The following is a 13,778-nucleotide window of genomic DNA, read 5'->3' on the forward strand; positions in this document are numbered from 1 at the left end:
ATAAAATCAGATTTTGTTGGTATTCTGTTTATAACAACGTTATCAGAAAAATATGCGATAAAATGACTTAAACAGTCCAAAACATCATAAGTGAAAATTATCCTTGGCATTGTAACTGCACCAATACAGCTTGGTGCGCGATCGCCATTTAAAGAGATAAAAGTCATATTTTCATAACCGGAGCAGAACAAAATGGTAAATAAAACAATCAATATTTACGGGGCACGGCAGAATAATCTTAAAAATATTTCTTTAAAAATTCCCAAACATCAAATCGTCGCTTTTACTGGCGTATCAGGTTCAGGTAAATCATCTTTAGTCTTTGAAACCATCGGCGCAGAAGCGCAAAGACAAATCAATGAAACACAAGACAGTTTCATTCGCCATCGTTTGCAGCATTTTGGTGTGGCAGATGTGGATAAAATTGAGAATCTCAATGTTCCGGTCATTATTAATCAAAAACCTTTGACTGGAAATATTCGTTCTACCGTTGCCACCATTACCGACATTTATGCCAACCTGCGTTTGTTATTTTCCCGTATGGGCCAACCATTTGTAGGCTATGCGACTGTATTTTCATTTAATCATCCTAGTGGCATGTGTCCGCAATGTGAAGGCATTGGTTTGGAACAGACCATTGATATTTACAAAATTCTGGATTTAAATAAGTCACTTAATGAAGACGGTGTGATTAATTTTCCAACCTATCGCCCTCATGCCTGGCGGTGGACACGCTATGCTGATTCCGGTTATTTCGATTTGGATAAAAAGTTAAAAGACTATAGCAAAGAAGAATGGGATTTATTTTTAAATGCACCCCAGCATAAACCCTTACATCCAACCAGTAACTGGAAAAAAACCGCACTCTATGAAGGCTTAATCACCCGATTTGAACGTAATTATTTAAAAGGTGAAGCACAAGAACGCAACCGCTATCGACATAGCCTTGATCCTATCATTACGACAAAACCCTGTACTTTATGTCACGGACAGCGCCTGAATCAAAAATCTTTATCCTGTAAATTTAAAGGCAAAAATATTGCCGACTGTACTGCTCTCTCGGTAACAGCATTATTAGAATTTATTGAATCTCTCGAAAGTGAAAAATATGAAACCATTTTGAATGAAATCAAAAATAAACTGAATAATTTAAATCTGGTTGGTTTGAGTTATCTTAATCTAAACCGTATCAGTAATACTCTGTCTGGTGGTGAGTCACAACGCATTAAAATGGTAAAACATCTGGGCAACAGTCTGGTCGATCTGCTTTATATCTTTGATGAACCCAGTATTGGCCTACACCCCAAAGATTTAGAAAACATTATTGAAATTATTAAAAAAATTAGAGATAAGGGAAATAGTGTGTTACTGGTAGAGCACGATCCCGATCTGATTAGAATTGCTGATCATGTGATTGACATGGGACCTCTTTCAGGTACAAACGGTGGAAAAATTATTTATCAGGGTAATTTTGCCGAATTAAAACATTCAGCAGGACTCACCGGACAATTTTTCCGTAAGCCTACTGGTTATAAAAAAATACCCCGCCAACATGATGAAAAGATTTGGATTAAAAATGCCCATTTATTTAATTTAAAAAACATTGATGTACCGATTGCTAAAAATTGCCTGACCGTAGTGACAGGCGTTGCAGGATCAGGAAAAAGCACCTTGATCAGCAAAGTATTACCGCAACAATATCCTGAAACCAAATTGATTGATCAATCTGCCATTACCGCCACAGCACGATCTAATTTACTCACCTATCTTGATCTTCTCGATCCAATCAGGCAATTATTTGCCAAAGCCAATAACGTCAGCGCAAAACTATTTAGTTTTAATAGTGATGGTGCCTGTACTCAATGTAAGGGAACTGGAATTGAAAAAGTTGATTTGGCATTTCTGGATGATATCGAAATGACCTGTGAGATGTGTCATGGTTCAGGTTATGCCCCCAAAATTTTAAAATACCTTTATAAAGACAAAAATATCGCCGACATCATGAAAATGACTGTCGCAGAAGCAATTCATTTTTTTGATCATGAATATTTACAACAACAATTCCAGTTATTAATGAGTCTGGGATTAGACTATATCGCAATTGGTCAGCGTTTAAATACCTTCTCAGGTGGAGAACGTCAAAGATTAAAATTAAGCAAAGAAATCAATGGAACAGGTCATATTATTGTACTGGATGAGCCCAGCTCTGGCCTCCATCCATCAGATACCGAAAAACTCATTCAATTACTCAACAATCTGGTTGATCAGGGCAATACCATTATTGTGATTGAACATAATCTGGAAATTATGACCCAAGCCGATTGGATTATCGATATTGGACCACTGGCTGGTGATCAAGGTGGAGAATTGATTTTCGCTGGAACAGTGGATGATTTAATAAACAATCCCGGTAGATCATTCACAGCTTTTTATCTCAGAAAATATTTAGGACTTGTCTAGCGTGTGTTGAGCATTCATCACCCTTTCAATTGACGCTCAAATTAAAAGGTGAAACATACAAATAATGACATCAATCCATCATTCATCGAAACCTGATTCGATGCAATGATGGGCATAGAGGTATTGCCAAGTTTTAGATGGAAAAAGAAAATTATTTTAGCGCATGTAATAGAACAATATAACCATAATGCACCAAAACAAATCATTAAAAATAATTTGCACCAAATTAAAACAAAAATAACTAAAAATCATTAAAGCCATGTTTTACAGACAAAATGATTGCCCAACCCGAAAACGAGAAGTAATGAAATCAAAATTGGCTTCTATTTACGCTTAATCGCGCTGTAAATGAACAAAATTAACGACGATTTCTTGAAATATGCCCAGCATAATGCTTAAATAAAAGTGAGAATCAAAATAAATTCCTGGCTATCTCACACTTCTTCATTATTTTAAATGATTCTGTCTATTCAGCAGATAAATCGTACCTCACCAGTTTTTTTAAAAAATATATAAATTTTAATCACTTAGATTACAAAATAAATTTTACTCCGCTCTTGTAGCACTCAGTAAAATTAGATTAAGATAAATTTGGTTCAATTTGCAGCATATACTTATATATTTTTTCATATATCTGTCATTGTGGTATGCCTTTTGAATATAAGATCAGTGATGAATTACTCAAAAACGGAGTTTTTATGCTTTCGAATAAACGTACCGTAACTTCTTTGCTTTGTGCCAGTGCGCTTATGCTTGGTTTAAGTGCATGTAGTGACAACAAGGCACCGGCTTCTGGCGATGCAGCTTCTGGTTCAGCCAGCTCGTCATCTGGTACATTAGATAAAATCAAACAATCAGGCACTATTGTTCTTGGCTATCGTGATTCGTCTATTCCATTTTCCTACATTGCAGATAATCCTCAGCAACCTGTCGGTTATGCTCACGATTTACAGTTAAAAGTGGTTGAAGCTGTCAAGCAAAAACTCAATTTACCGGATCTTAAGATTCGCTATAATCTGGTAACAAGCCAAAACCGTATTCCATTGGTCTCAAATGGTACTGTGGATATTGAATGTGGCTCAACCACAAATAATAAGGAACGCCAACAACAGGTTGATTTCTCTGTAGGTTATTTTGAAGTCGGTGGCCGCCTATTAACCTCAAAAGATTCCGGCATCAATGACTATTCCGATTTGAAAGGTAAAAAAGTTGTGACCACAGCAGGTACAACCTCCGAACGCTGGTTACGTCAACATGCTACCGAATTGGGCGTGGGCGAAGTGATTTCAGCCAAGGATCATGCAGAATCATTCCTGATGCTGCAAAATGGTCGTGCTGCTGCCTTTATGATGGATGACATCTTATTGGCGGGTGAAAAATCCAAAGCCAAGAATCCTGATCAATGGGTGATTGTCGGCACTGCACCAATTAAAGAAATTTATGGCTGTATGCTACGTAAAGGTGATACCGGCTTTAAACAAGTGGTAGATGATGCGATCAAAGCAACATTTGCATCAGGTGAAATCAATCAGATGTATACAAAATGGTTTGAATCTCCAATTCCACCAAAAGGCATCAATTTGAACTTCCCAATGTCGGATGAGGTGAAAGCTTTAATTGCCAATCCGCACGATAGAGATCAATAATCTTTAGCCCATCATATCCTCTGGTTGATGTGATGGGTCATTTTAATTTATTAACACCTAACTGGAGATTCTATGAACTATAACTGGAATTGGGGTGTTTTATCACAGTCTACAGGTGTGAATAACACCACCTATTTTGACTGGATATTAACAGGGATAGGCTGGTTATTGCTTATTGCTGTTATAGCATGGTCAATCGCACTGATACTCGGCAGTATTCTCGGCATCATGAGAACCCTGCCGAGTGCAACTGCGCGCAATATTGCAACCACTTATGTCACTATTTTTCGTAATATTCCCCTGCTTATTCAATTATTTATCTGGTTCTATGTAATTCCGAACTTTCTACCCGGCCCAATTAAATCGTGGTGGATGAATGATTTAAGCAATAGTACGACTGCATTGATTTCTGCCAGTGTAGGTCTAGGTTTATTTACTGCGGCACGGGTCTGTGAACAGGTTCGTACCGGGATCGAAGCCTTACCACTTGGACAAAAAAATGCTGGCTTTGCCTTGGGTTTTTCGACATCCCAGCTCTACCGCTATGTGATTTTACCGCAAGCATTCCGTACAATTTTGCCACCTTTGAGTTCAGAGTTGACCAACTGCGTCAAAAACACATCGGTCGCATCACTGGTCGGTGTCGCAGAGATTATTTCACAGATGAAAACCATTAGTGAATACACGCAAAATACCATCGAAATTTATACGTATGTCACCCTGATTTTTATTGCCATCAATGTCTTTTTGATTTTAATGATGGGTTATCTGGAAAAACGCTTGCATGTCCCAGGCTTAACCACTGGAGGAGGTAAATGATGGAATGGCTTACCTCTTTTTTATCAGACTTACAAATTTCGGCACCAGCACTTTGGCACGGTTTCACCATTACGCTTAAAGTCGTTGTCACTGCTGCAATTGGTGGTGTATTCATTGGTACCATACTGGCATTGATGCGTTTATCATCCATTAAGGTTTTCAATGTTATTGCCAAATCCTATGTCAATTTATTTCGTTCAATTCCACTTCTTCTGGTATTGATGTGGTTTTACTTTGCTGTACCGTTTATTTATACCGGGATTACAGGCAAGTATCTGACCATTGACACGGCACTGGTTTCAAGTACTGTGGCATTTATGCTGTTTGAAGCAGCCTACTTTGCCGAGATTGTCCGGGCAGGGATTCAGTCGATTCCCAAAGGTCAGACATTTGCTGCCTATGCACTGGGTATGAGTTATGGTCAATCCATGCGACTGATTATCCTACCGCAAGCATTTCGCAAAATGACGCCTCTGCTATTACAGCAAACCATTATTTTATTTCAGGACTCAACCATGGTATATGCCATTGGTTTGCTAGATTTCTTCCGTACCAACTATGTACGTGGCGATCTCATGTCTTTACTCACACAATATATTCTGTTCGCAGGTCTGGTGTACTTTAGTATCAGTCTCCTCGCTACCTATGCAGTTAAAAAATTACAGAAAAGGTTAAAAGTATGAGCAATAGCAAAGTGATGATTGACATCCAAGACGTTAATAAATGGTATGGACAATTTCAGGTTCTTACCGATTGCACCACAAAAATCACACAAGGTGAAGTTGTGGTGGTATGTGGTCCTTCGGGTTCCGGAAAGTCTACCTTAATCAAAACGGTCAATGGTCTGGAACCCTTTCAAAAAGGCGATATTGTCGTTGATGGGATTTCTATTGCCGATCCAATGACCGATCTGACCAAGTTGCGTAGTCGGGTCGGCATGGTGTTCCAGCATTTTGAATTGTTTCCACACTTAAGTATCACCGAAAACTTAACCATCGCGCAGGTGAAAGTTCTTGGCCGCAAAGAAAGTGAAGCCAAGCAAAAAGGATTGGCTTATCTGGATCGTGTCGGTCTAAGTGCACAAGCCAATAAGTTCCCTGCTCAGCTTTCTGGCGGACAACAGCAACGTGTTGCCATCGCCCGTGCCTTAAGCATGGATCCGATTGCCATGTTATTTGATGAACCAACGTCTGCACTCGATCCGGAAATGATCAATGAAGTATTAGATGTTATGGTTGAGCTGGCCAAAGAAGGCATGACCATGATGTGTGTAACCCATGAAATGGGATTTGCCAAACAGGTGGCAAATCGTATTATTTTTATGGATCAGGGTAAAATCGTTGAAGACTGTACTAAAGATGAATTCTTTAATACCACCCGTAGTGACCGAGCACAGCAATTCCTAAATAAAATATTACATTAATTCAATAAATTATTTATCAAAAGGCTGTAATCGTAAAAGTTTACAGCCTTTTTCTTATCCAAATACGTGGTAGCAATCAAAATACAGATTCATGATGATTTTTGAGTCTAGCTAGAATTCATTTTAAATTTTTAAAATGATGATCATGACATCATTCATAGGTGATATATTTTTTGGTTCAGCACTCATTCATGATTCCTTCATGATTTTTACAAAACACTCCAATTCTAAATATAAGTTTATTCAATTTTATGTAATAGATTATACTCACCAACAAAATATATGACCCATATCAGGCCTTATTATGAAAAAACAATTGCTTTTAATCTGCCTATTTAGTTCATTCGCTGCATTGACCCATGCCAACCCGCCAGCAGGTGGTGGTTTTGACCGCAGTGCAATGAATAAATTATGTAATGGTAAAAAAATCGGCGATAGCATCAGCACCAAAATGGGTGATCGTACTGTTAAAGGTACATGCCAGTTAGGCTTTGCTGCTACAGGTAATGCTCAACTTCCACGTGGCGAACGCGGTCAAAATTCTCCACTTGAACAGGCATGTAAAGGTAAAAAACTGAATCAGGCGACAAGTGTTAAAGTAAATGGACAAACCATTAACGGTAAATGTGAAGTTCGCTTTAAAGCACAGCGCTAAACCTATATAAAGAAAAGCAGCCAAATCAAGGCTGCTTTTTTATGCTTTATTGAAACTAGAGCATTGCAATACACATTCTTTATTTTTAAGTTAAATCTAACAAGCAATCAACTTTCGATCAACAAGTTCTAATGCAAATGTAGAATATCGACAGTAGGCGGTACCCGAAAACGAAAAGGTGCACCCACCATGCCTGTTCCGACGGTGACAAATACATTGGCTGTTTCATGTCGATAATAGCCACGTTTATGTCCTAGCATAGAAACTTTCTTCATCACATAACTGGTTAGCCACGGCAACTCAATTTGTCCGCCATGAGTATGACCGGACAACATCAAAGGTTTGGTCGGTAAATTCGGTACCATATCCACCGTATCGGGATTATGTGACAAGAGTAACCATAGTTTGTCCTGCGGTAATTCTGGTAAATTTTCCATATGCGCTTTGCCTGCCCATAAATCACCTACCCCGTATAAACGCACTTCATCAAATTCCACAATTTTATTTTCGATGTCGATGACATTATTTACTGCCAGCGCATGGGCAAGTAAAGCCTGAATCGGTGGTCCGGGATATTGCTCATCATGATTACCATTTACGGAATACACCGGACAACTAATCTGCTTTAAAATCGCCAATTCCTGTGCCAATTTATTTTCCGGCTCATAGGTCCAATCTCCGGAAACCACGACAAAGTCAGTTTGCTGTTGATTGATTTTTTGTACAATTTTTTTCAGTTGTCGCTCATGTCCCGAATATAGACCGATATGTAAATCGGCAATTAAAGCAATTTTTAAAGGTTGCTGTAACGGCTGATTTGCATCAATGCTAAGATCGGTATGTTTAACCACCACATGATGCGGTTCGATAAATCTGGCATAAATCAAAAATATTGCTATCACCAGATAAGAAATCGCCTGAACAGTATTGATTTCGGCAAGATACCATTGCCATCCTGTTAGCAAAACCCAAGGAAACAGTAAATAACTACAATAAAAAACCACCAATAAAATAAATGCCTTCAATGGCTGGGTGGTTTCGGTGCGTTTGGCACTACGCCATGCTTGCAACATTGCCCAAACAAATATCAAAATAAGCGACCAGGACAACAAATGGGTGATTTGCATCTATAGTATTACCATCCAAATAAACGTGGGTTTTATCATTCAATAGAAGTGCACATTCAACATTCATCCATCATATCAGGCTCACGCTAAAACCCAAACGATGGCTATTCGTTCATCCATTGTTAGTTGGTCAACATTCTAGGCCATCTATGCCCGATTCGCTAACCCTATACAATTGCCCTATATCACACTATATCTATTTCTTTCATGTATCTTTATAATTTTGGGACATTTGCATCCCGTATCAAGGGAGCAGTTACAAAATACGTCATCGGATAAGGTTATCATAACGTATGCATTTAAAGTTACTGTGTCGTTTTTTTATATTATGCTGCTTGTTCATGTTACAGGCATGTTCAACATTACCACAGCGACAACCTGTAACAGCAACATATACTGCACAATTTGATACCTCACATACTTATCTATCGACCCTATTTGAACCATTAAAACAACAACATCCCGATTTAACCGGATTTCATGTGCTTTACGATCCCAATGAAGCACTCACCACTAGATTACAACTTATTGAAAAAACAGAAAAAACTCTTGATCTGCAATATTATATTTGGGATAACGACAAAGTTGGGGCATTAGCGCTGGAAGCAATTTTACGTGCTGCCGACCGCGGTGTAAAAGTTCGCCTGTTAATTGATGATAATAATTCCAAAGGGCTGGAAGGCGCCTATCTTGCCATGTCACAACATCCCAATATTCAGATTCGGGTCTTTAATCCTTATAAATTCCGTCGTCTTCGTGCGCTGGACATTATGCTGGACTTTAACCGGATTACCCGCCGTATGCACAACAAGACCTTTATCAGTGACCATGAAGTGGCATTGATCGGCGGGCGTAATATGAGTAACCAATATTATAATATTGGTGAAAATTTCCAGTTTTCCGATATGGATGTGGTCTTGGTCGGGCAATCTGTCGGGGAAATCAGTGATTCATTCGATGAATACTGGAATCATGAATACGCCTACCCGATTACCCAAGTTGCAAAAAGCTATCAGCATCGATTGAGTTATCAAAGCTTGCGTAAACAGCTCGAAGCAAACTGGTTTAAAAGCAATGTACAAGATGACCTGAATATTTTGTCATCATCACTTTCATTTGATAACTGGTTTAATCAGAATTTAAATCTGGAATGGGTCAGTGCCATTGTAGTCAAGGATTCTGCTGATAAAATCAATAAAGATACGCCACAGGAACAGCATTTAAATTTCCAGCTTGCCAATATCTTAAACCACCCCGAACAGCATGTTGATCTGGTTTCTGCCTACTTTGTGCCCAATAAAGACAATCTTGACTTATTACAACAATTGTCCACACAGGGGGTCGATATTCGGGTATTAACCAATTCATTTAAAGCCAACGATGTCCCTGTCGTACATGCTTTTTATGCCAAACACCGGAAAAGACTTTTACAAGACGGCATACAGCTTTTTGAGTTTTTACCAGTCTTACCGATGGCACTTACCCGCAGTGACCGTAGTCTGCTATTTGGCAACCATAAATTTAATCGTACCGGCTTGAGCCGCAGCAGCCTGCATGCAAAATTTATGACGCTGGATAATCAACAGGTTTTTATTGGTTCGTTTAATTTTGATCAACGATCGGTTTATCTTAATACTGAAATTGGCGTGGTTTTGGATAGTCCTAATCTTGCCAAAGCCATTCATGAAAACATGAATGATGATTTATTAAAATATGCCTATCAGGTACAACTTGATGAAAAAGGTAAACTGATCTGGAAAAAACAGATTGATGATCAAATCAAAATTTACCATAAAGAACCACAGTTAAAATGGTGGCAAAATATCGGTTTAAAATTACTCTCATTGCTGCCCATTGAAAAACAAATGTAACAATGAAAGCCTGATCAATGAACGACTTTATACGAACTGAAAGTTACGCCAGATTCTAAACTGATAATACCGCTTGATGAAGTTTCTCCAAACCTTCGGTCATTTGCTGTTGTACTTCTGCACTTAGACTTTCCAGCGTATGACCTGTTGTATCAATTGAAGGTAAAGCAACCAGATGTGCCGTCACTTGCTCCATCTGTAACACATGGGCAATGTTTTCGATAAAGGTCTGATCATCGATAAATGGTACCACATGATCTAGTTCCCCTTGTGCATTGATATAGCAAATCAGGCAAATCTGTACTGGTTTGTTGGCTTCAATTGCCGCCCCCAATAATTTACCATGTACTTTTTTAATCGAGTGACCATCGCTGGTTGTGGCTTCGGGGAAAAATAGAACTGGAATACCCTGTTTTAGAAATGACGCAATTTGTTCACGAATTTTGGCTGAATCGCCCGAACCACGACGGATAAATAAAGTACCGCCCCAAGCAGCGAGTTTACCCAGAATTGGCCAGGATTGAACCTCTGCTTTTGCCAGAAAAAATACCCGTGCACCCGTACCCAAGACCGCCACATCCAACCAGGAAATATGATTACTGACCCAAAGCGCAGTATGCCGTGGAATATGTCCATGTACCTGAACTTTTACATTAAAAACTTCACCCAAACGACGGCAAAAGTACTGCACATAACGAGTATTTTCCGGATTATTGGGTTGCTTATATAATTGATGCCGAAAAATCAGATAAAAACCTTCACTCACTACGGTTAAAACATGTGCCGTTTTTTTACTATAAAGAAAGAATTTTGATAACACATTTCGATGTGGAATATGTTTTTCTGTCATGGGTACAGACTGAACCGTCATGTTGTTGTTCGCTCTTACTTTAGCTTAGTCGTTAAACATAATCTATTTTTTCATTTTATTAAAGTTCCGAATATTCCAGTTTTATCATTTTATTTCCTTATTCCTTACTTCTGTGAGAAGCACACTTAACAATAAAAAAATGCAGTTTAGTTAAAATTTTCCTACAATGGTCCTTCAATGGATGGAGAATATCACTACGTGCAATCTTTTGAACCACAACAAAATGCAGAACTGGCTTTACTGGTCAGTGTCAATGTACACATTCTCAATGATCTGGATGCCGAAGAATTTGCCTTACTGGCACAATCGGCAGGTGCAACGATCTTTGACCACATCACCACCCAACGACAACGCCCGGATCCCAAAAGTTTTATTGGTTCAGGCAAAGCAGAAGAAATTGCAACACTGGTTCAAGAACATGATATTCAACTGGTCATTTTTGATCATGCTCTATCCCCTGCTCAAGAACGTAATCTGGAAAGAATCCTGAAATGTCGGGTGATTGATCGTACAGGATTAATTCTGGATATCTTTGCACAAAGAGCACGTACCCATGAAGGTAAATTACAGGTTGAACTGGCCCAGTTACAGCATCTGGCCAGTCGATTGGTGCGTGGTTGGGGCAATATGGAGCAACAAAAAGGTGGAATTGGTTTACGAGGTCCCGGGGAATCACAACTGGAAACAGACCGCCGTCTCATTCGGGTACGGATCACACAGCTGAAGGACAAATTACAAAAAGTCCGCCAGACACGTCTACAAGGTCGTGCTGCAAGGCAAAAAGCTGCCATTCCTACGGTTTCACTGGTTGGTTATACCAATGCTGGCAAATCCACGTTGTTTAATACATTGGCACAAAGTGATGTCTATGCAGCCGATCAATTGTTTGCCACCCTTGATCCGACCTTACGCCGTGTAGAATGGGCCGGCTTGGGACCGGTAATTCTGGCCGATACCGTGGGATTCATCAAAGACCTACGCCACTCATTGGTTGATTCGTTCCGGGCAACACTGGAAGAAACACTGGAAGCGACCTTACTACTCCATGTGATTGATGCCAGCAGTCCAGATATGCTTGAGCAAATTGAAGCGGTAGAAACCGTACTTAAAGAAATCGGCGCAGATATTGCAATTTTACGCATTTATAATAAGATTGATTTATCTGGCGATGAAGCAAAAATTGTCTATGCCAAACCGCATGTGCCAGATCGTGTTTATGTTTCAGCACATACAGGCCAGGGACTGGATTTATTACGTCAGGCTGTACAGGAAGCCCTACTCGGGCAATTGCAGCAATTCAACCTATGCTTAGCGCCACAACATGGCAAATTGCATAGTCAACTCCATCACCTACAGGTGATTCAATCCGAACATTATGATGATCAGGGAAACCTGCATTTGACCGTGCGTATCGCAGCAGAAAAACTGTTGCAGCTCATTGGTCAAAATCATTTTGATCTGGACAGCATTTTAGGTGAACAGGCAGCACAATTTAAACCTGAGCTAGAAGCCTTTGAACAAACTTTAATGTCTTAAAGTTAATACAGCACAGATGTCAGGATTTAAAACCAGACATTGGGGTTATTTTTATGAAGACTAAATTTGACTGGTCTGCATTATTGCTGACCATTCTACTTATTGTCGTGGTACGTGAATTTTCAGTCTGGTTAATGTCTTTGTTTGGTCATCCCGAACTCGGGAATTTAATCGGTCTAGGACTATTACTGATCGGTCTTATTCTGGTCCGCAGATTTGGAGTCATTCCATTACGCATGATTGATGCCAACGCATATCTAATGCGGGAAAGCGCATTGGCATTCTTACCCGTTGCAGGCGGTTCAATCTTAATGCTGATTGTGATGGGGAAAGAAATTCCCCTATTCCTGTTTGTCATGGTGTTTAGCACCTTGGTCCCGCTTTGGGTCTATGCAAAACTTGCCAAACGTTGGCTATAAATACATCTGGAATCAATAAAATAGGGATATATCACCATGTTTGATCACGTACCTGATAGCCTCATGGTTCTGATTGGTTTTCTAATCACTTTAGTGGCTTATTTTATGGGCAAATTGACCTATAAATATATTCCTAAAGTACCGCTTATTGTTTCAGCCATGATTTGGTTAATTATTCTATTGTGGTTATGCTCATGGAATTACAATGATTATATGGGTCATGTAGAACCATTATTTAGTCGGCTATTAGGCTATGTCACAGTTGCACTGGCCATTCCACTGGCTGCAATGCGTCTCGATGATTTACCCCTTAAACCCATGATTGCGATTCTGGTCTTTGCCAGTATCAGTGCTGTTGTACTACCAATGGGGCTGGCCTATTTATTACATCTCTCAGAACCAACAATCCTAGCCTTTGCAACCCGTGCAGTCACCACACCTGTTGCACTCAACATTGCAACACTATTACATGCACCTTTAGCCCTCGTCACTTTAATTGTGATCTTATCCGGTGTGATTGGGGCGGCCTTTTCATCATTGATTTTAAGAAATATCAATGATGAACGTGCGTCTGGACTGGCATTAGGCTTGGCTGCTCATGCGATTGGCACAGTACAGGCATGGCAGCGTGGTTTTGTTGCCGGACGATATGCAGCTTTTGGTATGGCTGTAAATGCTGTACTGACATCAATCTGGGTGCCACTGGTTTTTCAATTGTTTAAAGGGTAAATGTTATGGCTAAAAATGATAAGAAATGATCATTTTTAGCCATAGTCATAAAGAAAAATTAAAAATAGTCCATTAAAAATATAAAATACATCACACTAATATATTTTATTAAAAATCTCATCACACAAAATAATAAATAGGAATTATATAAATTTATACTTTATAGATCATACTAATAGCGATATTGTATTTAAATATTAAAAAGAGAATAATATGAACGCT

Annotated in this window: 12 protein-coding genes; 10 read left to right on the forward strand and 2 right to left on the reverse strand. The window is 39.2% G+C overall.

The features are described from left to right. The first annotated feature begins 192 nt into the window (after positions 1-192). From CAP51_RS01860 to CAP51_RS01885, 6 genes are all read left to right on the forward strand, one after another. Positions 193-2,460 carry an ATP-binding cassette domain-containing protein gene (locus CAP51_RS01860; protein WP_087619030.1) on the forward strand — a complete coding sequence of 756 codons (2,268 nt, stop codon included), beginning with the start codon at positions 193-195 and terminating at the stop codon, positions 2,458-2,460. A gap of 698 nt (positions 2,461-3,158) precedes the next feature. Next, on the forward strand, positions 3,159-4,106 hold the full coding sequence (locus CAP51_RS01865) for a transporter substrate-binding domain-containing protein (RefSeq protein WP_087619031.1): 948 nt from the start codon (positions 3,159-3,161) through the stop codon (positions 4,104-4,106). A gap of 72 nt (positions 4,107-4,178) precedes the next feature. Next, the gene (locus CAP51_RS01870; protein WP_087619032.1) at positions 4,179-4,925 is read left to right on the forward strand and encodes an amino acid ABC transporter permease; all 747 of its coding nucleotides are present in this window, start codon (positions 4,179-4,181) and stop codon (positions 4,923-4,925) included. Next, on the forward strand, positions 4,925-5,608 hold the full coding sequence (locus tag CAP51_RS01875; RefSeq protein ID WP_087619033.1) for an ABC transporter permease subunit: 684 nt from the start codon (positions 4,925-4,927) through the stop codon (positions 5,606-5,608). Before CAP51_RS01870 ends, CAP51_RS01875 begins: the two co-directional genes overlap by 1 nt. 14 nt (positions 5,609-5,622) lie before the next feature. After that, positions 5,623-6,348, forward strand: coding sequence for an amino acid ABC transporter ATP-binding protein (locus tag CAP51_RS01880; protein ID WP_171294736.1), 726 nt, complete (start codon positions 5,623-5,625; stop codon positions 6,346-6,348). Positions 6,349-6,652: 304 nt separating this feature from the next. Continuing rightward, positions 6,653-7,003, forward strand: coding sequence for a hypothetical protein (locus CAP51_RS01885; RefSeq protein ID WP_087619035.1), 351 nt, complete (start codon positions 6,653-6,655; stop codon positions 7,001-7,003). Between the two features lie 128 nt (positions 7,004-7,131). Here the strand turns inward: CAP51_RS01885 and CAP51_RS01890 are convergent, their stop codons facing one another. After that, positions 7,132-8,130, reverse strand: a complete 999-nt coding sequence (locus CAP51_RS01890) for a metallophosphoesterase (protein ID WP_087619036.1) — start codon at positions 8,128-8,130, stop codon at positions 7,132-7,134. Between the two features lie 341 nt (positions 8,131-8,471). On the opposite strand from CAP51_RS01890, the gene CAP51_RS01895 reads away from it, so the two are divergent. Continuing rightward, a complete protein-coding gene (locus tag CAP51_RS01895; protein ID WP_087619037.1) occupies positions 8,472-10,001 on the forward strand; it encodes a phospholipase D family protein in 1,530 nt (509 codons plus the stop codon). A 55-nt stretch (positions 10,002-10,056) separates the two neighbouring features. Here the strand turns inward: CAP51_RS01895 and CAP51_RS01900 are convergent, their stop codons facing one another. Then, positions 10,057-10,872 (reverse strand): lysophospholipid acyltransferase family protein, encoded by an 816-nt coding sequence (locus tag CAP51_RS01900; protein ID WP_087619038.1) that lies wholly within the window; start codon positions 10,870-10,872, stop codon positions 10,057-10,059. Between the two features lie 198 nt (positions 10,873-11,070). Between CAP51_RS01900 and hflX the strand changes: the two genes are divergently transcribed. The 3 genes from hflX to CAP51_RS01915 are packed head-to-tail and all read left to right on the forward strand — an operon-like array spanning position 11,071 to position 13,556. After that, the gene (gene hflX / locus CAP51_RS01905) at positions 11,071-12,408 is read left to right on the forward strand and encodes a ribosome rescue GTPase HflX (protein ID WP_087619858.1); all 1,338 of its coding nucleotides are present in this window, start codon (positions 11,071-11,073) and stop codon (positions 12,406-12,408) included. Positions 12,409-12,461: 53 nt separating this feature from the next. Continuing rightward, positions 12,462-12,827 carry a hypothetical protein gene (locus CAP51_RS01910; RefSeq protein ID WP_087619039.1) on the forward strand — a complete coding sequence of 122 codons (366 nt, stop codon included), beginning with the start codon at positions 12,462-12,464 and terminating at the stop codon, positions 12,825-12,827. 36 nt (positions 12,828-12,863) lie between these two features. Next, complete coding sequence (locus CAP51_RS01915; RefSeq protein ID WP_245809051.1) at positions 12,864-13,556, forward strand: LrgB family protein; 693 nt, start codon at positions 12,864-12,866, stop codon at positions 13,554-13,556. Positions 13,557-13,778: the final 222 nt, after the last annotated feature.

It is taken from the genome of Acinetobacter populi (genome assembly GCF_002174125.1).
Lineage (GTDB): Bacteria > Pseudomonadota > Gammaproteobacteria > Pseudomonadales > Moraxellaceae > Acinetobacter > Acinetobacter populi.